Annotated in this window: 22 protein-coding genes and 1 pseudogene; all 23 read left to right on the plus strand. The window is 36.6% G+C overall.

Translation table 11 applies throughout. The features are described 5' to 3' along the window. Nucleotides 1–13: 13 nt before the first annotated feature. Nucleotides 14–1171: a glycosyltransferase gene (locus tag DHU68_RS11625; RefSeq protein WP_108823160.1), complete on the plus strand. Its 1158-nt coding sequence runs from the start codon at nt 14–16 to the stop codon at nt 1169–1171. A 136-nt stretch (nt 1172–1307) separates the two neighbouring features. Further along, nucleotides 1308–2072 carry a ParA family protein gene (locus tag DHU68_RS11630; protein WP_108823161.1) on the plus strand — a complete coding sequence of 255 codons (765 nt, stop codon included), beginning with the start codon at nt 1308–1310 and terminating at the stop codon, nt 2070–2072. Nucleotides 2073–2107: 35 nt separating this feature from the next. Beyond that, nucleotides 2108–3016: a ParB/RepB/Spo0J family partition protein gene (locus DHU68_RS11635; protein WP_108823162.1), complete on the plus strand. Its 909-nt coding sequence runs from the start codon at nt 2108–2110 to the stop codon at nt 3014–3016. Between the two features lie 27 nt (nt 3017–3043). Then, nucleotides 3044–3760, plus strand: coding sequence for a DUF5683 domain-containing protein (locus tag DHU68_RS11640; protein ID WP_108823163.1), 717 nt, complete (start codon nt 3044–3046; stop codon nt 3758–3760). A gap of 40 nt (nt 3761–3800) precedes the next feature. After that, nucleotides 3801–5015: pseudogene (locus tag DHU68_RS14465) on the plus strand (transglycosylase SLT domain-containing protein); the annotation flags it as partial. Nucleotides 5016–5045: 30 nt separating this feature from the next. After that, nucleotides 5046–5705: a LysM peptidoglycan-binding domain-containing protein gene (locus DHU68_RS14470; RefSeq protein ID WP_369831342.1), complete on the plus strand. Its 660-nt coding sequence runs from the start codon at nt 5046–5048 to the stop codon at nt 5703–5705. 93 nt (nt 5706–5798) lie between these two features. Beyond that, a complete protein-coding gene (locus DHU68_RS11650) occupies nt 5799–8057 on the plus strand; it encodes a bifunctional (p)ppGpp synthetase/guanosine-3',5'-bis(diphosphate) 3'-pyrophosphohydrolase (RefSeq protein WP_108823164.1) in 2259 nt (752 codons plus the stop codon). 147 nt (nt 8058–8204) lie between these two features. Beyond that, nucleotides 8205–8672: a ribosome assembly cofactor RimP gene (rimP, locus tag DHU68_RS11655; RefSeq protein ID WP_108823165.1), complete on the plus strand. Its 468-nt coding sequence runs from the start codon at nt 8205–8207 to the stop codon at nt 8670–8672. Nucleotides 8673–8677: 5 nt separating this feature from the next. Next, on the plus strand, nt 8678–9934 hold the full coding sequence (gene nusA / locus DHU68_RS11660) for a transcription termination factor NusA (RefSeq protein ID WP_108823166.1): 1257 nt from the start codon (nt 8678–8680) through the stop codon (nt 9932–9934). A 126-nt stretch (nt 9935–10060) separates the two neighbouring features. After that, complete coding sequence (gene infB / locus DHU68_RS11665) at nt 10061–12928, plus strand: translation initiation factor IF-2 (RefSeq protein WP_108823167.1); 2868 nt, start codon at nt 10061–10063, stop codon at nt 12926–12928. Nucleotides 12929–13131: 203 nt separating this feature from the next. After that, nucleotides 13132–13653: an OmpH family outer membrane protein gene (locus DHU68_RS11670; protein ID WP_108823168.1), complete on the plus strand. Its 522-nt coding sequence runs from the start codon at nt 13132–13134 to the stop codon at nt 13651–13653. A gap of 69 nt (nt 13654–13722) precedes the next feature. Further along, complete coding sequence (gene murI / locus DHU68_RS11675; protein WP_108823240.1) at nt 13723–14550, plus strand: glutamate racemase; 828 nt, start codon at nt 13723–13725, stop codon at nt 14548–14550. An 83-nt stretch (nt 14551–14633) separates the two neighbouring features. Beyond that, nucleotides 14634–15713, plus strand: coding sequence for a DNA polymerase IV (gene dinB, locus DHU68_RS11680; protein ID WP_108823169.1), 1080 nt, complete (start codon nt 14634–14636; stop codon nt 15711–15713). A gap of 70 nt (nt 15714–15783) precedes the next feature. Further along, entirely contained in the window at nt 15784–15999 is a 216-nt protein-coding gene (locus DHU68_RS11685; protein WP_108823170.1) for a hypothetical protein, read from the plus strand. A gap of 8 nt (nt 16000–16007) precedes the next feature. Then, nucleotides 16008–16442, plus strand: coding sequence for a nucleoside deaminase (locus DHU68_RS11690; protein ID WP_185117513.1), 435 nt, complete (start codon nt 16008–16010; stop codon nt 16440–16442). A 115-nt stretch (nt 16443–16557) separates the two neighbouring features. Then, on the plus strand, nt 16558–17313 hold the full coding sequence (locus tag DHU68_RS11695) for a NigD-like protein (protein WP_108823172.1): 756 nt from the start codon (nt 16558–16560) through the stop codon (nt 17311–17313). Between the two features lie 130 nt (nt 17314–17443). Next, a complete protein-coding gene (locus DHU68_RS11700; RefSeq protein ID WP_108823173.1) occupies nt 17444–17953 on the plus strand; it encodes a Fur family transcriptional regulator in 510 nt (169 codons plus the stop codon). Beyond that, a complete protein-coding gene (locus DHU68_RS11705) occupies nt 17950–19215 on the plus strand; it encodes an adenylosuccinate synthase (RefSeq protein WP_108823174.1) in 1266 nt (421 codons plus the stop codon). Before DHU68_RS11700 ends, DHU68_RS11705 begins: the two co-directional genes overlap by 4 nt. 93 nt (nt 19216–19308) lie before the next feature. Continuing rightward, complete coding sequence (locus DHU68_RS11710; RefSeq protein WP_108823175.1) at nt 19309–19992, plus strand: zinc metallopeptidase; 684 nt, start codon at nt 19309–19311, stop codon at nt 19990–19992. 127 nt (nt 19993–20119) lie between these two features. Beyond that, entirely contained in the window at nt 20120–21256 is a 1137-nt protein-coding gene (locus DHU68_RS11715) for a metallophosphoesterase (protein ID WP_108823176.1), read from the plus strand. Between the two features lie 2 nt (nt 21257–21258). Then, nucleotides 21259–22458: a metallophosphoesterase gene (locus tag DHU68_RS11720; protein WP_108823177.1), complete on the plus strand. Its 1200-nt coding sequence runs from the start codon at nt 21259–21261 to the stop codon at nt 22456–22458. Between the two features lie 15 nt (nt 22459–22473). Then, nucleotides 22474–24135 (plus strand): DNA repair protein RecN, encoded by a 1662-nt coding sequence (recN, locus tag DHU68_RS11725; protein WP_108823178.1) that lies wholly within the window; start codon nt 22474–22476, stop codon nt 24133–24135. Nucleotides 24136–24141: 6 nt separating this feature from the next. Continuing rightward, nucleotides 24142–25248 carry a DegT/DnrJ/EryC1/StrS aminotransferase family protein gene (locus DHU68_RS11730; protein WP_108823179.1) on the plus strand — a complete coding sequence of 369 codons (1107 nt, stop codon included), beginning with the start codon at nt 24142–24144 and terminating at the stop codon, nt 25246–25248. Nucleotides 25249–25307: the final 59 nt, after the last annotated feature.

A 25307-nucleotide genomic window follows, 5' to 3' on the forward strand; every position in this document is an offset into this window, starting at 1 on the left:
ACCTTTTAAGGATATGAAACGAATCTTATTCTTTAATGATAGCTTGGCAATGGGAGGTACAGAAAAACTTCTAGTAGACTTGTTGAATCATTTAGAGAAAAAAGAATGTGAGTTAACGCTTTTGCTACCTGAGCAGTCGGAAGAGGATATTTTGTTAAGAAAGCTGTCTCCATCTATTCATGTCAAATATCTTTTTACAGGAAAAGAATCCTATATCCGACGAAAAATAGAGCAAAATCTGATGATTTTCTTTCCTGTATACTTTGTAAACAGTAAAGGGTTAAAGGAGTCAGATTATGATGAAATTTTTTGCTTTAAGGAAACATTCTATGCTCGCATGTTCAGTAAAATGAAGCTGGCCAAAATTCTTTGGATTCATAATATTCTTTATAAACGGAAATACGAGATACGATCTTTGAAAGAGAGGTTTGCTGTATGGTTGAATAAGAAGCATATCAAAATAGTTCAAAGATCGTACGATTGTTTTGATAAAGTAATTTGTGTCTCCGATGCGGCAAAGGAAGCCTATTTGTCTGTCTTGCATGATGGAAAGCAAGCTCCTAATAGCGTTGAAGTACTTTATAATGCGATAGACTTGACAAGGGTTGTTGAATTGTCGAAAGCGCCTATCGAAGATGTTCCTCAATCAATTACAACTTTTGTTCTGATAACTCGTTTGTCTGCAGAGAAACGAATAGATAGATTATTTAATGTAGTCTGTAGATTGAAAAACGAAGGGTATGCTTTCGAAGTATACCTAATAGGTGAAGGGACAGATAGTGCCGATATGAAGAATGAATTGATAAATAAAGGCATTGAAGATCTTATTATCCCTAAAGGAAGATTAGATAATCCGTTCCCTTATGTTCTTCAAAGTAAATGGTCTTTATGTGTGTCCGAAAGAGAAAGCTTTTCTCTATCCTTGTTGGAATCTATGGCATTGAAAACTCCTGTTATTACGACAGATTGTGGCGGCCCTCGCGATATTGTAGCCAACGGTCAATATGGAATTTTGGTGCCCAATAGTTCGGAAGGTGTTTATGAAGGAATGAAGGCTGTGCTTGATGATGCATCTTTGTCAGTAAAGTATAGTGCCGATCTGGATAGAGCAGTAGCCCGTTTTGATTATAATGGCTGGTTGTCTCATGTAGAACGAATTTTAGAGGTTTAGAGGTCTTTATTGTCATGTTTTGACTTATTAACAATAACATAGACTTTTCAACAAGAAACAAACTGTTACATATATTTAACTTCCATATCCTATTTTTTATTCTTTAATTTGTCGTCAAAATACATTATAATATTCTATGGGTAAAATTATTGCATTAGCTAATCAAAAGGGAGGTGTAGGTAAAACAACTACAACAATAAATTTGGCAGCTTCTTTGGCAGCATTGGAAAAAAAAGTGTTGGTAGTAGATGCCGACCCTCAAGCAAATGCTTCATCCGGATTAGGAGTAGATATAAAAAAGGTAAACAAGACGGTTTACGAATGTTTGATAGGATCTGCTTTGCCTAAAGAGGCAATTGTGAAAACAGAAATAGAACGTCTGGATATAATTCCATCTCATATTAATCTAGTTGGGGCAGAGCTGGAAATGTTGAATGTCGAAAATAGAGAAAAACAACTGTCTACGGTTCTGGTCTCTCTAAAAGAAGACTATGACTATATATTGATTGACTGTTCTCCCTCTTTAGGGCTGATAACAGTAAATGCTCTTACTGCTGCAGATTCTATTATAATTCCTGTTCAGTGCGAATATTTTGCATTGGAAGGTATAAGCAAACTGTTGAATACGATCAAGATAATAAAAAACAAGCTAAATCCGGCTCTTGAGATAGAAGGATTTTTACTAACTATGTATGATGCACGTCTGCGTCTTGCAAACCAAATATATGAAGAAGTAAAAAGCCACTTCCAGGATTTGGTATTTACAACTGTAATTCAGCGTAATGTGAAGTTAAGCGAATCTCAAAGTTTTGCCCAACCTGTATTGGTTTACGATGCGGCATCTAAAGGAGCTGTAAATCATATGCAATTGGCAAAAGAACTTATCGAGAAAAATTCTTAACTTTGCTTTTCTGATTTAATACTTAACGAGTTGATATGAGTAAAAAAATGGTTTTGGGTAGAGGGCTTGATGCTCTTATTACAATTGATGAGGTAAAGACTGAAGGGTCATCTTCTATTAATGAAATAGAGTTGTCTAAAATACATGCAAACCCTGATCAGCCAAGACATGTCTTTGACGAAGAATTGTTGGAAGAGTTAGCAGCATCTATTCGCCAGATAGGGGTGATTCAACCTATTACACTGCGAAAGGTAGAAGACGATTCATATCAAATTATAGCAGGGGAAAGACGATACAGAGCATCTCAGATTGCAGGTTTAACATCTATTCCGGCTTATGTGAAAACTGCCGAAGACGAAACTGTAATGGAGATGGCGTTGATAGAAAATATTCAACGCGAAGATCTGAACTCGATAGAAATAGCACTTGCTTATCAAAAATTAATAGAGACTTATGACCTTACTCAAGAAAAACTGAGTGAGAGAGTAGGAAAGAAAAGAACTACAATAGCCAATTATCTTCGCCTTTTGAAACTGCCTGCTGAAATACAGATGGGAATCAGAGATAAGAAGATTGATATGGCTCATGCTCGTACTTTGGTGGCGCTTGAAGATGCCGCAGCTCAACTTGAGGTTTATGAACTGATACTAGAAGAAGGGCTTTCGGTTCGTAAAGTTGAAGAATATGTTCGTGCAATAGCTAAAGGAGAAAAGCTAGAAGATTTACTCAAAGAAGAGAAAGTCGTAGAAGCTGTTAAAAAAACAGGAGTTAAAAAAGCAACCCCAGAGGAATTTGATATCTTGAAAAATCATTTATCTAAATTTTTCAATACAAAGGTTCAGTTAACATGTAATGATCAGGGGAAAGGAAAAATCAGTATTCCATTCAAAACGGAAGAAGAACTTGAAAAGATTATTGCAATATTAGATCAACTGAAAAAATAAAAAAGAATATTGTCCGTATTATCATATATGAGTAGAGGGGGAGTAATTTGTCTGTTGCATGTATTGGGGAGCTTGATGTTTTCATTAAATGCACAGGAGCCTCTGTCGGTTGACTCAACGACTTCAGTCAATAGAAAAGTAGATGCAGCAAATGATAGAGTTGTTAAGTCCGATACAATTGTTCCTCTTATAGAGACGGAGGCTATTGTGCTGGATAAGAGTGCTTTGGCATTTGGTGAGGCCGAGTTTAAGCCGAACTCTACAAAAGCTGTTTTATTATCTGCCATCTTTCCGGGACTAGGACAAGCTTATAATCGTAAATATTGGAAATTGCCTATTATTTATGGTGGAGCTTTGGGTATTGTTTATGCCATCACGTGGAATGGACGGGTTTATGGCGATTATAAAAATGCATATAGAGATGCTGTCTTAAATGTACAGAATGGAGCATATATGGACTTTCTACAGCCGGGCGATGATTTGAATAATAATATCTATGGAGGTAAAGAAAAGCTTCAGGATGCATTAAGAAGGAAAAAAGATTTTTTTAGAAGAAATAGAGATCTGGCTATTATCGTAGCTGTTGGTGTATATGCGTTGTGTATGGTTGATGCATATGTTGATGCTCAATTGTATGACTTTGAGGTCTCTCCGGATTTATCCATGAGAGTTATGCCTGTTGTGTGGGGACCATCTCCCGGATCGAAAATATCTGTAGGGGTTCAATGCAACATTGTCTTTTAAATATTCGGGTGATACCCGAAGCGAAAATAAAATATTTATGTTGAGAAAACTAATATTTGTAGGGCTGTTTGCTTGTCTTACAACTTCTCTATCCGCTCAAAATGGAGGAGAATTTGATATTGATACTCCTCCCGAAGTACAACAAAATTACGATCTGCTTTTATCTAATAAGGAGATTGATCTAAGTGGGTTGAATCCTTATTCGGATGAAAGTGTTTTGTATCACGATTCTGTTTATATCAAACGTTTGCATTCTTTGCCTACCAAGATGGAGTTGGTTTTCAATCAGGCTGTTAAGAATGAGATTGAAAAGTATGCAACAACACGGAAGAATCAGGTTAGCTTCATGTTGGGAGAAGCTCAATATTATTTTCCTATATTCGAGGAAGTATTAGATAGAGAAGGCCTTCCTATAGAATTAAAATATTTGCCTATTATAGAATCAGCATTGAGACCTGTAGCTCGATCCAGAGTAGGTGCATCAGGATTGTGGCAGTTTATGGCAGTTACGGGTAAGATGTACGGGTTAGAGGTGAATAGTCTTGTTGATGAACGTTTTGATGTTTATAAATCGACAGAGGCTGCAGCTAAGTTTATAAAAGACTTATATGCAGAATATAACGACTGGAATTTAGTAATTGCAGCGTACAATTGTGGTATAGGTCGTGTAAATAGAGCTATTGCGCGCAGTGGAGGGCAAACAGATTATTGGGCTATATATCCTCATTTGCCAAGAGAAACAAGAGGGTATGTGCCAATTTTTATTGCAGCAACTTATATAATGAATTATTATAGAGAGCATAATATAACCCCTTCAGAGACTAAGAGGCCTTTCTACATGGACTCTATTGTTGTAAATAAATCTGTACACTTTGATCAGATAGCATCTGTTTTGAATATTCCGGTAGAAGAGATTAAAAGTTATAACCCTCATTTCAAAACGAATGTTATACCTGGAGACTTTAAAGGATACACATTGAGCTTGCCTGCTAAACAATTAACTGCATTTATAGAAAAAGAACAGGAGATTTATGCATATCGTAGAGATGAATTGTTGACTCATCGTAAAGTAGCAGGTTTAAAAGTTGTCGAAGGAGCTCCGTTGGGTAGTAAAACATTAACTCACAGAGTGAAGAGAGGTGATACTTTTGCTAAATTGGCGGGACAATATGGAGTAACATCTTCACAGATAAAGGAATGGAATAATCTTTCCTCTAATAAGCTATCAGTAGGAAGACGATTGAGGATATATAAACCAGATAATGAAAATAACTCTTCTACTGAATTGTTAGCATCAGAAGCCTCTAATGCAATTTCAGATACAATTGTAGTTTCTTCATCGGGTTTAACAAGGACAGTAACGGTTCCTAAAGTTGTGACATCTTATTATAAGATAAAGAGAGGCGATACTTGGGCTAGTATTGCGAAAAAAAATAATACTACAATTGCAGAATTGAAGCAGCAAAATAACGTTAAGTCTAATAAGTTGATAGCTGGGAAGCAACTGAAGATAGAAAAGATTGTATATGAGGAAATTCAGCAGGCTATCAAACTCGAAGAACCTCAGTTGTCAGTCGTGTTGATTGATTCTACTTATTGTGCAGATCTGATCGATCAATATTTGGCAAAAATGGAGCGAGACGAATCCTCTTTACCTCTGATAAGAATAGCTTCGACGGATTCGACAGATGAAGAAATACACAGAGGTGCTTCTGATGAAACAAAGATTATTTATCATAAAGTAAAGATAGGAGAGACCATATCCCAGATAGCAACCCGTTATAATGTGTCTAAAGATGATATTATAACGTGGAATAAGCTGTCGGTAAATATGGCAAAGGTTGGTCAACGCTTGCTTATCTATTTGCCAGACTCAAAAGATGGTGCTATTGTAGAAAAAGAAGATAAATCAAGAAGGCGCGAAACGTTTGCAGGTAAGGATTAGTGTTGATAACTAAGTTTAATAGATCAATTTTATAAGGGATAGGTGTTCCTTTATATAAATTGATTTGTTATTTTTGAAGTTTTGCAAGATATTATGGCTAAAGATAAAACTCCAACTACGGAAGAAGAACTGTTAATCGAGCAAGAGTTTAATGCTCTGATAGATGATTACCTTAAAACAAATCATAGACGAAAAGTAGATATAATTACTAAAGCGTTTATGCTTGCTAAAGAAGCTCACAAGGGAGTACGTCGCCGCTCTGGGGAGCTTTATATATCTCATCCTATTGCTGTAGCACGTATTGTTTGCGGCGAAATAGGTTTGGGATCTACTTCTATTTGTGCTGCATTGCTTCATGATGTAGTTGAAGATACAGAATATACGGTTGATGATATCAAAGCTCTATTTGGCGAGAAAATAGCACAGATTGTCGATGGATTGACTAAGATTTCAAGCGGAATGTTTGGGGAGGATGTCTCTGCTCAAGCGGAGAATTTCCGTAAGCTCCTGTTGACCATGTCTGATGATATTCGGGTTATACTTGTAAAAATTGCAGATAGATTGCATAATATGCGAACCCTTGGTTCGATGGCTCCAGCTAAGCAATATAAGATTTCTGGGGAGACAATGTATATCTATGCCCCTTTAGCTCATCGTTTAGGCTTATTTGCTATAAAGACGGAATTGGAGGAATTGAGTTTTAAGTGGGAGAATCCGGAAGAATACGAAAGTATAAAACAAAAGCTTCAATCTACTCATCGTGTACGGGCTGATATATATCAACATTTTGCTGAGCCGGTTATCGAAAAATTAAATGAACAAGGCTTTAAATACGAGATTAGGGCACGAGAAAAGTCTATTTATTCTGTTTGGAATAAGATGCAAGCTAAGAGTGTGCCTTTTGAAGAGATATATGATATTTTTGCTGTCCGTATAATTTTTGAAAATGAGGCTGGAGTAGATGAGAAGAAGCGTTGTTGGGATATCTATTCAGTAATTACAGATATATATAAGTTGCGTCCTGATCGAATTCGGGACTGGGTGAGTCGTCCTAAGGCGAATGGGTATCAAGCATTGCACCTTACAGTGATGGGACCTGACGGGCAATGGATAGAGGTCCAGATTAGAAGTCGACGAATGGATGATATTGCCGAAAAAGGTTTTGCGGCACATTGGAAATATAAAGAAGGAAGAATCGAGGAGGATACGGAACTAGATAAGTGGCTGAAAACAATTCAGGAAATATTGGAAAGTCCAAGCCCAAATGCCATGGATTTTCTTGACACTATAAAACTTAATCTATATTCTCAGGAAATATTTGTGTTTACACCAAAAGGTGAGATTCGTACACTTGCTCAGGGTGCTACAGCTTTGGACTTCGCTTATGATCTGCATTCCGATATAGGAGATCATTGTATTGGAGCAAAGGTAAATCATAAATTGGTCCCGCTGAGTGAGAAATTGAATAGTGGAGATCAGGTGGAGATTCTGACGTCTAAAAGCCAGACACCTAAGCCAGAATGGTTAGGGGTGGTTACCACAGCAAAAGCTAGGACTAAAATAGAATATGCGCTCAGGAAACTCAGACGTGAGGTGGCGAAAAAAGGAGAGGAGCTCTTGGAGCGGATCTTGAGCGAAGGGGATGTTGAGATGACACCGGCTATTCTAGATCGAATGTTGGATTACTATCAGAAACCGAATAAGGAGGATTTGTATTATGCAATAGGAAGTGAAGAGATCGCACTTCCTCAAAAGATAGAAAAACTTTTAGCTTTAAAAAAACAAAATCCGGATAATGTCCTCCTTAAGTACATGAAGCAGGCGTTTCAAGCAGTGAAAAAATCTGATAAAGATAAAGCAGAGAAGCCGCCGATGGAGTATGAAAAAATAAATCCTAAAAAAACATACATTCTAGAAGAAGATTCTTTTAACAAGAACTTTGTAATGCCTCCGTGCTGTAATCCTATTCCTGGAGATAAGGTTTTTGGCTTTTTAAGGGAGGATAATGAGGTTGAAGTGCATAGTATCCATTGTCCTGTCGGATTGAAGTTGAAAGCAAGTCATGGAGATAAAATAATAAATCTGGAATGGGGAAGTTATACTCAGTTCCCGTTTGTTACAACGATTACTGTGGCGGGTATTGACAGGATGGGAATGCTGAATGATATAACAAAGGTTATTACAGCGGGATCTTTGAATATAAAAGGGATGAGCATAGAATCTAATGATGGCATATTTGATGGACGTATTACGGTTTATGTGCATGATGTGAATGATTTGCAGACCTTATGTTCGCGTATAGCTAAGATAAAGGGTGTTAAAACCGTAAACCGTAAACAAAGTACAGTTTAGGTTCGTTTGATGATAATAAATTGGAAATAAGTGTATAATTATTGACTTTGTTTGCGACAAAAGATATTTTTTACTACTTTTGTAAACGAATATAGAGGGAGAGGAGGCTGGAGGCTTCCTCTTTGTTGTTCATAGCTTAAGACTTTGATGATAGAAAAAGAGTTTATAAAAGAGGTGACGGATGAATTTTTACAAGGGACAACAATGTTTCTTGTAGATGTTATTATCAATCCAGGGAATGTAATAGTGGTAGAAATTGATAGTGATGAAGGTGTCGCTATCGATGATTGTATCGCTTTAAGTAGATATATTGAATCGAAACTGAACAGAGATGAAGAAGATTTCGAATTGGAAGTTGGTTCGGTAGGTTTGACATCTCCATTGAAAATTCCCCGTCAATATAAGAAAAATGAAGGGAACGAAGTTGAAGTTTTAACTAAGACCGGACAAAAACTCTCAGGAATATTGAAATTATCTGATGATAATGGATTTACAGTGACTGTAACAAAGATGGTGAAGCCTGAGGGTGCTAAAAAGAAAATAGCGATGGAAGAGGATCTTTCGTTCGCATATGATGAAGTGAAATATACAAAATATTTAATACGATTTAAATAACTGTTATGGCTAAGAAAGAAGTTATTAATTTGATCGATACATTCTCTGAATTCAAAGAGTTGAAAAGTATAGATAGAATGACAATGATCAGTGTTCTTGAAGATTCATTTCGCAATGTAATAGCGAAATTATTCGGGTCAAATGATAATTATGATGTTATTATTAATCCTGATAAAGGAGATTTAGAAATCTGGCGTAATAGGGTTATTGTAGAGGATGATGAGCTTGAAGATGAGAATACGCAAATATCATTGACGGAAGCAAAAAAGATAGATGAGGATTTTGAAGTAGGCGAGGATGTAACCGATGAGGTTTTCTTCGAGGATTTTGGACGTCGTGCGATTTTGAATTTAAGACAGACTCTAACGTCTAAGATTTTAGAGCTTCAAAAAGAAAGCCTATATAATCATTATAAAGAAAAAGTAGGAGATATTGTATCTGGAGAAGTATATCAAATTTGGAAAAAAGAGATATTACTTTTAGATGACGAAAAAGAAGAGTTGCTTCTACCTAAAACGGAACAGATTCCAAGTGATTTCTTCCGTAAAGGGGAGCATGTTAGAGCTGTTGTAGAAAGAGTAGAAAATAAAAATAATAATCCTAAAATTATATTATCAAGAACATCTCCTGTTTTCCTAGAACGATTGCTGGAGATAGAAGTTCCGGAGATAAATGATGGATTGATAACTATAAAGAAAATTGCCCGTATACCGGGAGAAAGAGCTAAGGTGGCAGTAGAATCTTATGATGAACGTATCGATCCGGTGGGAGCTTGCGTGGGCATGAAAGGATCTCGTATACATGGTATCGTTCGCGAACTACGTAACGAGAACATTGATATCATCAACTATACGTCCAATATGAGCCTGTATATACAACGTGCTCTAAGCCCAGCTAAAATTACGTCAGTAAAGCTTAATGAGGAAGAAAAGCGCGCTGAAGTACTGTTGCGTCCGGAAGAGGTCTCTCTTGCTATTGGAAAAGGAGGGTTTAATATTAAGCTCGCTAGTATGCTTACAGGATATACAATTGATGTATATCGTGATATAGATGATTTCGATGAGGAAGATATCTATTTGGATGAATTCCGTGACGAAATTGATGGCTGGGTGATCGACCAATTGAAGAAAATTGGTTGTGTTACAGCTAAAAATGTTTTAGCCATGGATAGAGATAAGTTAATTCAGGAGGCCGATCTTGAAGAAGATACAGTGGATGAAATATTAGCAATTTTACGAGTTGAGTTTGAGGACGAAGAATAGTATTATTTGCTTATTCTCCGATTTCTTAATATTTTTGCAATGAAAGCACATGGCTAAGTAGCTGTCAACGCAGAGAACGATTAATATTACAAAGTCACTGTTCATTTTTAGAATTAAAATAAATATATGTCTATAAGATTAATAAAAATATCCAAAGATTTAAATGTAGGAATCAGCAGTTTGGTTGAGTTTTTACATAAGAAAGGCTTTGATGTTGAGTCAAATCCAAACACAAAAGTTGACAGTGCACAACATGAACTATTAGTAAAAGAATTCGGATCAGCCGCTGATTTGAATGATCTGCTTGATCGTAGAAAAGAAAAACATAAGGAGAAACTTAAAGAACAAGAAGCGGAAGAGACTGTTGTTCCAGAACCAGTAGATGTGAAAGAAATCGAGACTGTTGTTCCGGAAGACATAAAGCCTCATGTGCAGATTATAGACAAAATAGATTTGGATGCTTTAAATAAACCTAAGAAGGAAGTAGTTAAAGAACCCGAACCTGAAAAAATAGAACCAGTTTCGCCTATAGAAGAAGTCCTTCCTTTGCCGGAAGTGGAAACTGTTAAAGAAGAAGTAATAGAGAAACCTGTGTTGGTAGAAGAAGTAAAAGAAGAAAAACCAAAAGTGGTAAAGCCTGAAGTACAGGATATAGAGGATGTTGAAGCATTGAATGAAGTAGCAGAGACATCAGATGAAGTGAAAGGCGAAAATGAAAATGAGGTTTTCCGATTGAATAAAGCAACTTTGAAATCAAACATCGTTGTAAAAGGTACAATTGACCTAAGCTCAATTAATGATAAAACGCGTCCTACTAAAAAGACAAAAGCCGAAAAAAGGAAAGAACGTCAGGACAAAGAGCAACAAGATCAGAAGAAAGTAAAAGAAAGCACTGTTCGTCTATTGAAAAAAGAGACAGACGAAGAGAAGAAAAAGAAAGCTAGTGATGAAGGCGATGATGCTTCTAAAAAGAAACGTAGTCGTATCAAACGAGGCAAGGTTGATATTGAAAAAGGTGTGCCTCAAGGACAGAATAAGGGTGGTGATAAGATAAGACATAATCTTCGTAAACCAGTTATTAAGCAGGCTGTAAACGAAGAAGATGTTCAAAAGCAAATAAAAGAAACCTTAGCTCGTCTTACTAGCAAAGGTGGAAAAAATAAAGGAGCTAAATATAGAAGAGAAAAACGTGAAGCTGTTTCTCAAAAACAACAAGAAGAACTAGAACAACTTGAAAGAGAGAACTTGACTCTTAAAATAACAGAGTTTGTTACGGCAAATGATTTGGCTAACATGATGGATGTGCCAGTTATCAAGGTTATCTCAACGTTGATGTCTATCGGACTAATGGTTTCTATCAATCAGCGTCTCGATGCTGAAACAATTAATATTGTAGCAGAAGAATTTGGCTTTAAGACAGAGTATGTAAGTGCTGAGGTTGTTGAAGCTATAAATGAAGAAGAGGATGCCGAAGAGGATTTGGTGCCACGTGCGCCGATTGTAACAGTAATGGGACACGTAGACCACGGTAAGACATCTCTCCTTGATGCAGTTCGTCAAACAAATGTTATTGCAGGTGAAGCTGGAGGTATTACTCAGCACATTGGAGCATATAACGTGAAATTGAAATCAGGTCGTCGTATAACCTTCTTAGATACTCCTGGTCACGAGGCCTTTACTGCAATGCGTGCTCGTGGAGCTAAAGCAACAGACGTTGCTATTATTATTGTTGCCGCAGATGATAATGTTATGCCACAGACAGTAGAGGCGATAAATCATGCCGCAGCAGCAGGAGTTCCGATTGTGTTTGCAATCAATAAAATTGATAAGCCTTCAGCAAACCCGGAAAAAATAAAAGAGACACTAGCAGGTATGAATTACCTTGTGGAAGAATGGGGGGGTAAATACCAGTCTCAAGATATTTCTGCGAAACAAGGTATTGGTGTAGATGAATTGTTAGAAAAAGTTTTGCTTGAGGCAGAATTGCTTGAGTTGAAAGCAAATCCAAATAGAAGAGCGACAGGATCTGTGATCGAATCTTCATTAGATAAAGGACGTGGTTATTTATCAACAGTTTTGGTTGAAAATGGTACTCTTAAAAAAGGAGACATTCTTCTTGCAGGAACTTACTTCGGACGTGTGAAAGCAATGTTCAATGAGCGTAATGCGAGTGTTGATGAGGCTCCACCTTCATCGCCGGCATTGGTTTTAGGTCTTAATGGCGCACCTCAGGCTGGGGATGTATTCCATGTGTTAGAGACAGAACAGGAGGCTAGAGAAATTGCGACGAAAAGAGAGCAGTTGCAACGTGAACAAGGGCTTCGTACCCAAAAAATACTTACTCTTGACGATATTGGTCGTCGTATTGCTATCGGAAACTTCCAACAGTTGAATGTAATTGTAAAAGGAGATGTAGATGGTTCAGTAGAAGCTCTCTCTGACTCTTTGATTACATTATCTACTGAAGAGATTCAAGTTAATGTTATTCATAAAGCTGTCGGCCAAATATCCGAATCGGATATTACTCTAGCAGCAGCTTCTAATGCCATTATTATAGGATTCCAGGTGCGTCCTTCACAGGCTGCTCGTAGAGCAGCAGATAAGGATGGAGTTGAGATACGTCTATACTCGATTATCTACGATGCAATTGAAGAGGTGAAATCTGCTATGGAAGGTATGTTATCTCCAGAAATCAAAGAGGTTCAAACCGGATACGTAGAAGTAAGAGAAGTATTCAAAATAACCAAAGTAGGTACGGTTGCCGGATGTATGGTTAAGGAGGGTAAGCTTAAGAGAGCTAATAAGATACGACTTATCAGAGATGGTATCGTGATTTACTCGGGAGAACTTGGGTCTCTAAAACGCTTCAAGGATGATGTAAAAGAAGTTTCGGCCGGATACGAATGTGGTTTGAATATTCACAACTACAATGATATCAAAGTAGGAGACGTTATTGAACCATTCGAAGAAATAGAAGTGAAGAAAACGTTGTAAGTTCAAATAATTGCTTATCTTTGCAAAGCATTATGAAATAACCTAAATAAAAACCAATTGATAGTTGTTGACAAGCTTGTCTTGCCTTGAAGTCGGTGGTACTAACCATGCCACCGAAACACACAACTGTCAACAGGTTTTAAAGGTTAGATACTTCTTCGTCAGATAATATAAATCGTATTTACTGCAAAACAACGATTCACATGATGAAAAGAATAATTTTAATATCAGTACTGATTTTTTCTTCTTTCTCTATAGGTAAAGCTGTTGCTCAAACTATGGAGCAAATTGCATTTGTTAATACAAATGAATTGTTAGAAGCTGTTCCCGAAAAAGTAGAAGCGTCGAAGACAATAGAAGAGCTAAGTAGGAAGTATAAGGATGAACTGCAAGTGATGCAGAATGACTATAATAAGAAATACTCAGATTTTATTTCTTATCAAACTTCGATGGCGGAGAGTATTCGTAATCGTCGTATGCAAGAGCTTTATGAACTGGAGAAAGCGATTAATGAGTTTATGAAAATAGCGCAAGAGGATATTGATAATCAAGAAAAGGTATTAATTGAACCTTTGCGTCAGAGAGTGAAAGATGCTATTTATCAGGTTGGTATAGAGAATGGTTTTGTTTGTATCTACGATTTAGCTAATCCAACTATAGCATTCGTTACACCAAATGCTACAAATGCAAATGCTTTGGTGAAGCAAAAATTAGGAGTACAATAAATAATTATATATTGAACTTGAAAATGCTTCTGATTAAAGGGAGCATTTTTTGTTTAAATGCACGATACAATGTTAGTACCAGGCCCAATTGGAATTTTTGATTCAGGTTATGGAGGATTAACAATCTTGTCCGAAATTCAGAAGCTAATGCCAGAATATAGTTACTGCTATCTTGGTGATAACTCTCGAGCTCCGTATGGATCTCGGTCTTTCGATATTGTGTATGAATTTACTCGCCAAGCTGTTGAAGCCCTATTTGGTATGGGGTGCAATCTGGTTATTCTGGCTTGCAATACAGCATCAGCCAAAGCTTTACGGACAATTCAGCAAAATGATTTACCTCAGATTAATCCTTCTAAACGAGTATTGGGGGTTATTCGCCCGACAGCCGAAGTTGTGGGGAATATAACAAAGTCGCGCCATATAGGGGTTTTAGGTACTATTGGAACTGTTCAGTCCGAATCCTATCCTATAGAAGTAAATAAGCTCTTCCCGGATATTGTTGTAACGAGCGAAGCTTGTCCTATGTGGGTGCCTTTGGTTGAAAATAAAGAATATGATAGTCTGGGAGCTGATTATTTTGTAAGAAAAAATATAGATAATATCTTGCTTAAAGACCCTCAAATAGATACTCTTATCTTAGGGTGTACTCATTATCCTCTACTGTTGGATAAAATAAATGCGTTCTTGCCAGAAGGGGTTACAGCTTTGCCACAAGGGAAATATGTTGGCGAAAGTTTGAAAGATTACCTTTATCGTCATCCTGAGATGAATGAAGGATGCCTAAAAGAAGGACAAACAAAATACTATACAACCGAATCTGTACAAAAATTCACAGAAGCTGCGACTATCTTTTTAAATAAAGAAGTCGAAGTAGAACGTATAAATCTTGACTAATTCTCTATTTCTTTTCATGTGTTGAATTCTTTTATAAAATTCAGACAGCGAGATCTCCTTATCTTTAACCGAAAATCAAATCTGTGCGTAAGATAATTCATATAGACATGGATGCTTTTTATGCATCAATTGAACAGCGAGATAATCCTCATTATAGAGGAAAGCCTCTTGCTGTCGGTCATTCCGGACCTAGAGGTGTTGTCGCGGCAGCAAGCTACGAAGCCAGACGCTATGGTGTGCGTTCGGCGATGGCCTCAAAAACGGCTATGCGTAAATGCCCGTATCTGATATTTGCTCCAGCACGTTTCGAAGTGTACAGGTCTGTATCGAGACAGATAATGGAGGTATTTCATGAATATACAGACTTGGTAGAACCTTTATCTTTGGATGAAGCCTTTCTTGATGTGACAGTAAATCACATGAATATAGCTTCGGCTACCCAAATAGCAAGAGAAATTAAACAAAAAATCTACGATAAAACTTCTTTGACCGCTTCAGCGGGAGTTTCTTTTAATAAATTTTTAGCCAAAATAGCATCTGATTATAATAAGCCGAATGGCTTGTTTGTAGTTAAGCCTAAAGATGCAGAACGTTTTGTAGAATCTTTAGCTATAGAACAATTCTTCGGGGTGGGGAAAGTGACAGCCAAACAAATGCATAACTTGGGGATAAAAACAGGGCTTGATCTAAAACAACATAGTGAAGAAGAACTCGTGCGTTACTTTGGAAAGGCTGGTCATATCTATTATCAGAATGCAAGAGGGGTAGATGATCGCCCTGTTGAATCGGAACGAATAAGAAAATCTATCAGTTCAGAAAATACATTTGAACGGGATATTGATAGCTTGGAAGAGTTAGCTTTAGAACTAGATGCTGTGGCGAAAGATGCTTTTGCTGATATCGCTAAGAAAAAGTTTAAAGGACGCACAATAACCTTAAAAGTGAAGTATGCCGACTTTAAAGTGATAACAAGAAGTAAGACATTTGCAACTCCAGTCGAAGACTATGATCAGTTCTATAAGGAAGGCTATGAACTATTGAGAAATGTTGATATATCTCCTAAGGTTAGGCTTATTGGTTTGGGTTTAAAGAATAACGAGGAAGACTCTTTATGGTTAGATGCAATTCAATTGCGTATCAATTTCGATGGTAATGAGAATTAGTGGCAGACTAAGAGGAATATTCTACTCTAAATCCTTTCAGATATTCAGATAAGTCCTTACTTTTGTTGTAATGAAGCAGAAAAAGAGAGGAACTCAAAGCAGTAGAACGAAACATTTAATGTTTTCTCTCAATGAAGAGGAATATGCGCTGATCTCATCTTATATGAAAAAATATAAGATTGAGAATCGTTCTCGTTGGTGTCGTGAGACATTGATTTCGCATATTCTCAAAAATCTCGATCAGGACTATCCTACACTTTTTGGAGAAAATGAAATGCGTAGATGATTATGGATATTCTGAATGATGAATACTATATGCGTCAGGCATTGAAAGAGGCTCAATTGGCATTCGACAAGAACGAGGTGCCTATTGGTGCAGTAATTGTATGTCAAAATAGAATAATTGCGCGCGCTCATAATCTGACCGAAGCCTTAAATGATGTAACAGCACATGCTGAAATGCAGGCAATAACTGCTGCTGCAAATGTGTTGGGGGGTAAGTACCTGACAGAATGTTCTTTGTATGTAACTCTTGAGCCATGTCCAATGTGTGCAGGAGGGTTGCTTTGGTCACAAATAACAAAAATTGTTTATGGAGCAAAAGATGATAAAAAAGGCTATTCGAAATTTAGTCCTACAATTTTGCATCCTAAAACAACAATCGTTTCAGGAGTGCTAGAAAATGAGTGTTCTTCGCTTCTAAAGGAGTTTTTTAAGCAAAAAAGATAATTCCAAATTTACTTTTCTAAAAATTTTTCACAGGTGATGCAACTTGTGGAATTCGTTTTGCATCATATATAGTGAGAGTAATAATAAAAACATTTAAAATATAGAATAATTGATTATGAAAGATTATTTGAAACATATTCTGACATTGATAATCATTGGTGCATTAGCTGTAAGTTTTAGTTCCTGTTTAGACGATGATAATGATGATTACGCTGATTGGTTTGATTTTGTAACTATAAATGAGCTGGAGGATGGTAAATATGATTTTACCCTTGATAACGGGGATAAGTTATGGATTGGATCTCCTCAACATATTTCATTGAAGCCAAAATATGAAAGAGCTATTGTTTATTATAGCCTTTTGGATGAAAAAAAAGAAGGTTATGATCAAGTAATAAAACTCTATGATTTCTTTGATATTTTAACTAAAAAACCTATATATATAGCACCTGAAGATGTTCAGAAGCAAGACAGTATCGGTTATGATAAAATAAAGGTTTATTCGATAAGAGAAGGTGGCGGTTATCTGAATATTTCATTTGGATACAATGCAGCCGGAAAAGAAGCTCATATGATAAATCTTGTATCTGCAAAAGAAGATCTGGGAGTGAATGATGATGTGATTAAGCTTGAATTCCGTCACAATCAGAAAGATGATCCAGCTCATTATCCGGCAGAAGGATATGTAAGTTTTGATTTGACTCCTTTTGTTATTGACGGACGCGATAAAGTTGAGTTTGAGATTTCATGGACAGACTTTTCGGGAGAAACTAGGTCGAAGAAGATCGAATATGATCTCAAAAAAACAGATACTAAAGCAAGTGTTGGAAAAGTGAATAAGAACAACGATACTAACCTGAATATTTATTAATATTCTTTTTGATTTCCTTTGAAAAAGAGAGCTCGTGAGAGTTCTCTTTTTTGTTTTTATTTTTCTCAGCTATAGATGCCCTTTATTCTTTAAAAAAGATGTATTTTTGTTCAGATGAGATTTTATATACATGGATAATTCAAAACTGAAAGATCAGGTCAAAGCTAAGTTTACGGATTACCTGGAGTTAAATAAACACCGTAAGACTCCGGAACGTTATGCTGTACTGGATCATATATACTCTACACGAGGACATTTCGAAATGGATTCTCTGTATAATTCAATGAAACAGTCTTCTTTTAGAGTTAGTCGTGCAACGCTTTACAATACGATTGAATTACTACTCGATTGTGGGTTGGTTGTAAAACATCAGTTTGGAGCCAATGTCTCTCAGTATGAACGTGCGTATGGAAATGAAAATCATGACCATCTGATTTGTCTAAGTTGTGGGGAAGTAAAAGAGCATAAAAATGGGAATCTTTTTACTCCGGCTCAACAAAAGAAATTACAGCGATTTAAGGTAAGTTACTATAGTATGTATATCTATGGAATATGCAGCAAATGTTTGCGAGCCAAAAATGCAGAAGAAAAGAAAAATAAAGTTATAGAGAACAAAAATACACGTATTAAAAAGAAATGAAAGTAGACGTATTATTAGGGTTGCAGTGGGGTGATGAAGGCAAAGGCAAAATTGTCGATGTATTAACTCCAAAATATGAAGTGGTAGCTCGTTTCCAGGGAGGACCAAATGCAGGTCATACCTTGGAGTTTGAAGGGAAAAAGTATGTGCTTCGCTCTGTTCCTTCAGGAATTTTTCAAGGAAATAAAATAAATATCATAGGCAATGGAGTTGTTCTTGATCCGGCTTTATTTAAAGGAGAAATAGAGTCTCTCGAAGCTTCGGGGCATGAACTGACAAAACGCTTGTTGATCTCAAAGAAGGCTCACCTTATATTGCCAACTCACCGTTTGCTTGATGCGTGTTATGAAGCAGCCAAAGGAGATTCGAAGATTGGTACTACCGGAAAAGGTATAGGACCTACATATACAGACAAAATCAGTCGTAATGGTTTACGTGTAGGAGATATTTTACATCGTTTTGACGAAAAATACAATGCAGCCAAATCAAAACACTTACGAATCTTAGAGCAATACGGCTACGATATCAGTGCCTTAGCTGAGATTGAAAAAGAATGGTTCGAAGGTATTGCTAAGTTAAAAGAATTTACTTTTATTGATAGCGAACACTATATCAACAAAGCAATAAAAGAAGACAAAATGATATTGGCAGAAGGTGCGCAAGGTACAATGCTAGATATTGATTTTGGGTCTTATCCATTTGTTACATCGTCAAATACAATTGCTGCCGGAGCTTGTACGGGCTTAGGTATTGCTCCTAAAGAAGTTGGAGAAGTATTTGGAATATTTAAGGCTTATTGTACCCGCGTAGGTAGTGGTCCTTTCCCTACAGAGCTCTTTGATGAGGTAGGAGATAAACTGCGTAAATTTGGGTTCGAATTTGGTTCTGTAACAGGGCGTCCTCGTCGTTGTGGTTGGATTGATCTAGTTGCTCTACGTTATGCTATAATGGTAGATGGAGTGACGCAATTGATTATGATGAAAAGTGATGTGCTGGATACCTTTGAGACAATCAAGGCTTGCGTAGCTTATGAAATTGATGGCGAGCGTGTGACAGAATTTCCATTCGAAATAGATGATAATATTAAGCCGATCTATATTGAAATGAAAGGTTGGCAGACAGATATGACAAAAATGAGGAATGAAGAAGAATTTCCTCAAGAATTTAATGATTATGTGTCCTTCTTAGAGGCTGAATTGGGCGTTCCAATAAAAATTGTCTCAACTGGTCCTGACAGAGATCAAACTATTGTTAGAAAATAGGAGTTTTTAATAAATTAAGATATGCCAATACAACTTATTGGCATATTTTTTGTTTATTTACTTAGGAATAGAATAAATATTTAAATTGATTATATGTTTATAGGTTGGATTTTATTGATTGTGATTGGAGTAGGTGGAATGATTGTTTCACAAGTACTCAAAAGTAAATTCGAAAAATATTCGCGAGTTCCTCTGGATAGTGGAATGACGGGAAGGGATGTGGCTCTGAAAATGCTTCACGATAATAATATTTATGACGTGAAAGTAACTTCTACTCCCGGAATGTTGACAGACCATTACAATCCGGCAAATAAAACGGTGAATCTTAGTGAAGGTGTATTCTCTAGCAATAGTGTTGCGGCAGCAGCTGTAGCAGCTCACGAGTGTGGGCATGCCGTTCAGCATGCTTATGCTTATGGACCATTAAAAATGCGTTCAGCTTTAGTTCCGGTTGTAAGTTTTGCTTCTAAATGGGTGATGTGGGTTCTTCTTGCCGGAATATTTATGATTCAGACATTTCCTGCTCTAATTTGGATAGGGATAGCATTGTTTGCAATGACTACAATCTTTAGCTTTGTTACATTGCCAGTAGAGGTAAATGCAACTAGTAGAGCTTTGGTGTGGTTGAACACAGCAGGTATTACTAATGTTAGTAATCATGATATGGCTAAAGATGCTCTGAAATGGGCTGCTTATACATATGTTATCGCAGCTATCGGCTCGTTGGCTACATTGATCTATTATGTAATGATTGCTCTAAGTGGACGTCGCGATTAAAACGATTAAAGTATAAGGAGAGAGTAGCCTTTTGTGCTACTCTTTTTTGTTTTAGAATATTTTTAATTAACAAGAATCTGTATCTTTGTTCCTGCTGTAAAATAGATATTTACTAAAGATAAAAAGAATGTCGTTGATAGTGCTAATTGTAATTATTGTTCTTTATTTATTAGCTAATTTTTATATATTTCATCATATCTGGATAGCAATGCCGCCAACCACAGTCGGACAAGTTATTCTTATTTCGTTTGCAGTTGTTGCAGTAGCTTCTTTTGTAGTCTCCTTCATGTTTGGAGATTCTTTGCCTTTATGGCTCTCCTCTATGTTGTATAAGATAGGGACTGGTTGGTTCTTTATTTCTATATACTTCTTGCTCGTAATGATTGTAAAGGATTTATTCGGCTTGGCCAATAATTTCCTACACTTTATGCCTAGTGATGCAATAACTCGCTATACTAAAGATAACTGGGTTGGTTTTGCTTTTATGGTTGGCTTCATAGCTCTTTTGATGCTTTGCGGATTCCTTAAATATCAATGGAAGGTGAGAGTTGAACTGCCAATTCAACTCACAAAGACGATGGGGGACTCTATTCAGTCAAAATCATTACGCATTGTGGCAATGAGTGACCTGCATCTAGGTTATGCTATTGGTAAAAAGGAGTTTGAAGAATGGGTAGAGATTATAAATAAAGAAAATCCGGATATTGTTCTTATTGCCGGTGATATCATAGATAATAGTGTTCGTCCGCTGAATGAGGAAAATTTTGCAGAGAGTTTCAAAAAGATTAAAGCTCCTTTCGGTATCTATACATGTCTTGGAAATCATGAATATATAAGTGGTCTGAAAGAAAGTCTAGAATTTTTAAATAAAACGGGTGTTCGGGTTCTGCGCGATGAATCTATTCTTATAGACAGTAGCTTCTATCTGGTAGGGCGAGACGATAGAATAAACTCTAAGCGAAAAGCCTTGAAAGATTTAGTTGAAGGGTTAGATAAGACTAAACCGATATTTGTACTTGACCACCAACCATACAATTTAGAAGAGGCTGAAATAAATGGAGTAGACCTTCAGTTGTCAGGGCATACGCACCAAGGCCAGATTTGGCCAATATCTTTAGTTACTAGGATACTGTATGAAGTTGATCATGGTTTCTTGAAAAAAGGAAATACCAATATATATGTAAGTTCGGGTATAGGACTGTGGGGTGGAAAATTCCGCATAGGTACTCAGTCGGAATACATTGTTATTGATATAAATAAATAGGAATGAGAGTTTTCTTAAATGCAATATTTGTTCAGATATTCCTTAGCGCCTATATCTATTGGAGAGGGTGGCAAGGATTACCCGACAAGAAATATATAAAAATACCTTATGCCTCTGTTTATATAATAGAGCTAATGATTTATTTTATAGGCTTTTTTATGTCGAGTACAGGGTTATTGCCTTTTGATGCTCTGCATGATTTTGCATGGATAGGTACATCTTGGATGGTCTTTGCTATTTATATGACCTCTTTGTTGTTGGTGTATGATTTGTTCAAATATATAGATCGAAAGAAAAAGATATTTCCACTCTCATTCGATCTGAGGGCTAAGAAAACTAGATTGGTTTACTTTTGCTCATCACTATTGCTTGTCTGCTCAGTGATGGCTTATGGAAATTATAGATTTCGTCATCCGGTTGTCACAGAAAAGAATTTGACTGTTGAGAAAGAAGCAGGAGGTATTGAAAATCTGAAGATTGTTGTAGCTACGGATATACATGCAGGGTACTTAATTGATAAGAGTGTTGTATCAATGTATGTAGATAAGATCATGGAGCAAAAGCCGGATCTTATTTTATTGGTAGGAGATATTATCGATTACGATATACGTTCATTATACGAGCAACAGATGGAAACAGAATTTCATCGGCTAAAAGCTCCTTATGGGGTTTATGCATCCACAGGTAATCATGAGTATATTGAGCTAGGGGAAAGTAAAGATGAAAAAATATTATGGTTGAGTGAAAAAGCGAACCTGAATGTTTTGCGTGATACAACAGTGATGATTGATAATGCTTTCTATCTTGTTGGTAGGGAAGATGATCAGTGTAAAACCCGCAAACCTTTATCTGAATTGATGCAGAATGTAGATAAAAGGTATCCCGTTATTGTAATGAATCATGAGCCGCACCGATTAGAGGAAGAGGAAGAGGCTGGAGCTGATATAGCATTGTATGGGCATACACATAATGGCCAGTTTTTCCCTAATAATGTATTGATGGCTACATCCTCGATGATATATAATACCGGAATTATACCTTATGATATGAAGCCTAAATTTATGTATGAGTTGCCTTTTGGCTATAAGAAAAAAGGAGAAACTCATGTGTACGTTTCATCGGGTCTGGGTTTAGCCGGGCCTCAATATCGTATTGGAACCATATCTGAAATCGTAGTTCTGAATGTGAATTTTAAAAAATGATGATTAACTTTAGCTATGCTAAAATCGCTTTATATTAAAAATTATGCTTTGATCGACAGTCTTGAAATAGACTTTGAATCGGGTTTTTCTGTTATCACAGGTGAAACAGGAGCAGGGAAGTCAATAATATTGGGAGCCTTGTCATTGATCCTTGGGCAACGAGCAGATGTGAAATCTGTAAAACAAGGAGAATCAAAATGTATAATCGAGGGTTCTTTCGATATATCTGCCTATGATCTCAAGTCTTTTTGTGAGGATAGGGGTATAGAGTATGATACAGATAGTTGTATACTGCGTAGAGAAGTATTGTCTTCTGGTAAATCAAGAGCATTTATAAATGATTCTCCTGTTGGCGTGAATGATCTGAAAGAACTTGGAAGTCAGTTGATAGATGTTCATTCGCAACATCAAAACCTGTTGTTAAATGATACTCGTTTCCAAATGCAGATTGTAGATGCATTGGCAGGAAATAAAGAATTGTTGTCAAAATATAAAAGGGCGTATAGTGAATACAAGGAAGCCGAATTTAGGTTAGAGGAACTGAAAGAGTACATTGCAAAAAGTAAAGAAGAAGAAGATTATTTACGCTTTCAATTTGAGGCTTTACAAGAGGCTTCTCTTCGCGAAGGAGAACAGGAAGAGTTGGAAGAGGAGCTAGATTTATTGAATAATTCGGAAGAAATAAAGTCTAATTTATACAAGATATATAACTTCTTGTCAGAAGATGATAGAGGTATTGTTTCTGCATTGAAAGAAAGTTTGAATAGTGCGAACTCTTTGATACGCGTATTTCCTAAGTCGGAGGAGATGGTTAGTCGTCTCGAATCTGCTTATTTAGATATGAAGGATTTGTCGGCAGAAGTCGAACGTTATGCAAATGATGTTGAGTTTAATCCGGAACGTTTATCTGAAATAGAAGGGCGGCTTGATCAGCTTTATACCCTTCAAAAGAAACATAGGGCTTCTTCAATTGTTGAGTTGTTAGAAGTTTTTGAAGAACTTTCTGAGAAAATAGGGAAAATTGATTTATCTGATCAGCAATTAGAGGAGTTAGAAAAAGAAGTTGACAAAAGATATGAGTTAGCAGAAGGTTTAGCAGATCAGTTAACTAAAAGCAGAAGAAAGATAATTCCTAACTTAGAGAAAGAATTAATAGCAAAGGTTGCTTACCTTGGAATGCCTAATGTTCGATTCGAATGTAAAATAACAACGAGTAATGAACTTGGTGTGTATGGAAAAGATGAATTGTTATTCTTATTTTCAGCCAATAAGAATGTTCCATTACAGCCGGTAGCAAGTATAGCTTCGGGGGGAGAAATCTCTCGTCTGATGCTCTGTATTAAATCTATGATTGCTGGAGCAACAGCACTTCCTACAATTATCTTTGACGAGATTGATACTGGTGTCTCTGGCGAAATTGCGGATAAAATGGGAGAAGTGATGGTTGATTTTGGGCAAAAAATGCAAGTGATAGCAATTACGCATTTGCCTCAAATCGCATCTAAAGGTAAAGAGCATTATAAAGTATATAAAGTTGACGAGGAAGATGCAACTAAAACCAATCTGACTCAGTTGACAATGGAGCAGCGGTTGGATGAAATTGCACGCATGCTGAGTGGCTCAACTGTGACAGAAGCCGCTATTCAGAATGCCAAAGAATTACTCGGTGTAAAGTAAAATAAGATGATTCCTTTTCTAAATCTAAAAAGAGAAAACGATAGATATGCTGATGAGATAAAGGAGGCTGTCAATCGTGTAATAGATTCAGGTTGGTATATACTTGGAGAGGAAAAGGAACGTTTCGAGAAAGAGTTTGCTGCGTATTGTGGTGCAAAGTATTGTATTGGGGTTGGGAATGGTTTGGATGCTATTCGTCTTATACTGATGTCATATATGGAGCAGGGAGCGATGCAGGAAGGTGATGAAGTTGTTTTGCCGGTAAATACTTTCATTGCAACGGCTTTAGCGGTGTCTCAATGTGGATTAACTCCTATTTTTGCAGACTGTGATCTAGATTCTTTTAATATTGATCCTGCTTCGGTAAGAGAGAAAATATCTGACAAAACAAAAGCTATAATAGCGGTTCACCTTTATGGGCAAGTAGCTCCAATAGAAGAGCTAAAGGAGATAGCTGAAGAGTATGGTCTGAAACTGATTGAAGATGCAGCTCAGGCGCATGGTGCTGTTTATAACGGGCGACGAACAGGGAATTTGGCTGATGCGGCAGCTTTTAGTTTTTATCCAGTCAAGAATCTGGGAGGGTTGGGTGATGCCGGAGCAGTAGTGACAAATGACGAAAGTTTACACTCTATCGTAAAAGCCCTTTCAAATTATGGCTCAAATGAGAAGTATATACACACCTATAAAGGGTTAAATTCTCGTTTAGATGAAATGCAAGCTGCTATATTGTCTGTAAAACTGAAATATTTAGAAGAAGACAATAAGAGAAGAAAAGCAATTGCAGCCTATTATTCGGCTAATATATACCATGAAGATATTCTTTTGTCTTCGATAAGTTTGCCCGATAGTCATGTTTTTCATTTGTATGTTATCAGAACAAAAAATAGGGCAGGACTTGAATCCTATTTGAAAAATAACGGAGTCCAAACTCAGATTCATTATCCTTCAGCAATACATAAGCAAAAGGCTTATTTGGAGTGTGCCGATCAGTTATATCCTATTGCCGAAAAGTTGCAAGATGAGGTGTTGAGTATTCCGCTTTATCCCTCTTTAACAGATAGTGAAGTCTCTGAAATATGTAACCTAATAAATAATTGGAAAAATATCTAAAAAGAAGGAATAAAAATACGTTTTTTTAGTAACAGTAAACCTTCTATGTATGTTATTTG

It is taken from the genome of Dysgonomonas sp. Marseille-P4361 (assembly GCF_900343125.1).
In the GTDB taxonomy this organism is placed as follows: Bacteria; Bacteroidota; Bacteroidia; order Bacteroidales; family Dysgonomonadaceae; genus Dysgonomonas.

What these genes read in the sequence shown, in the direction of transcription:
- DHU68_RS11625 (WP_108823160.1), top strand. Translation starts at nt 14, where the DNA reads ATGAAACGAATCTTATTCTTTAATGATAGCTTGGCAATGGGAGGTACA.
- DHU68_RS11630 (WP_108823161.1), top strand. Translation starts at nt 1,308, where the DNA reads ATGGGTAAAATTATTGCATTAGCTAATCAAAAGGGAGGTGTAGGTAAA.
- DHU68_RS11635 (WP_108823162.1), top strand. Translation starts at nt 2,108, where the DNA reads ATGAGTAAAAAAATGGTTTTGGGTAGAGGGCTTGATGCTCTTATTACA.
- DHU68_RS11640 (WP_108823163.1), top strand. Translation starts at nt 3,044, where the DNA reads ATGAGTAGAGGGGGAGTAATTTGTCTGTTGCATGTATTGGGGAGCTTG.
- DHU68_RS11650 (WP_108823164.1), top strand. Translation starts at nt 5,799, where the DNA reads ATGGCTAAAGATAAAACTCCAACTACGGAAGAAGAACTGTTAATCGAG.
- rimP (WP_108823165.1), top strand. Translation starts at nt 8,205, where the DNA reads ATGATAGAAAAAGAGTTTATAAAAGAGGTGACGGATGAATTTTTACAA.
- nusA (WP_108823166.1), top strand. Translation starts at nt 8,678, where the DNA reads ATGGCTAAGAAAGAAGTTATTAATTTGATCGATACATTCTCTGAATTC.
- infB (WP_108823167.1), top strand. Translation starts at nt 10,061, where the DNA reads ATGTCTATAAGATTAATAAAAATATCCAAAGATTTAAATGTAGGAATC.
- DHU68_RS11670 (WP_108823168.1), top strand. Translation starts at nt 13,132, where the DNA reads ATGATGAAAAGAATAATTTTAATATCAGTACTGATTTTTTCTTCTTTC.
- murI (WP_108823240.1), top strand. Translation starts at nt 13,723, where the DNA reads ATGTTAGTACCAGGCCCAATTGGAATTTTTGATTCAGGTTATGGAGGA.
- DHU68_RS11685 (WP_108823170.1), top strand. Translation starts at nt 15,784, where the DNA reads ATGAAGCAGAAAAAGAGAGGAACTCAAAGCAGTAGAACGAAACATTTA.
- DHU68_RS11695 (WP_108823172.1), top strand. Translation starts at nt 16,558, where the DNA reads ATGAAAGATTATTTGAAACATATTCTGACATTGATAATCATTGGTGCA.
- DHU68_RS11700 (WP_108823173.1), top strand. Translation starts at nt 17,444, where the DNA reads ATGGATAATTCAAAACTGAAAGATCAGGTCAAAGCTAAGTTTACGGAT.
- DHU68_RS11705 (WP_108823174.1), top strand. Translation starts at nt 17,950, where the DNA reads ATGAAAGTAGACGTATTATTAGGGTTGCAGTGGGGTGATGAAGGCAAA.
- DHU68_RS11710 (WP_108823175.1), top strand. Translation starts at nt 19,309, where the DNA reads ATGTTTATAGGTTGGATTTTATTGATTGTGATTGGAGTAGGTGGAATG.
- DHU68_RS11715 (WP_108823176.1), top strand. Translation starts at nt 20,120, where the DNA reads ATGTCGTTGATAGTGCTAATTGTAATTATTGTTCTTTATTTATTAGCT.
- DHU68_RS11720 (WP_108823177.1), top strand. Translation starts at nt 21,259, where the DNA reads ATGAGAGTTTTCTTAAATGCAATATTTGTTCAGATATTCCTTAGCGCC.
- recN (WP_108823178.1), top strand. Translation starts at nt 22,474, where the DNA reads ATGCTAAAATCGCTTTATATTAAAAATTATGCTTTGATCGACAGTCTT.
- DHU68_RS11730 (WP_108823179.1), top strand. Translation starts at nt 24,142, where the DNA reads ATGATTCCTTTTCTAAATCTAAAAAGAGAAAACGATAGATATGCTGAT.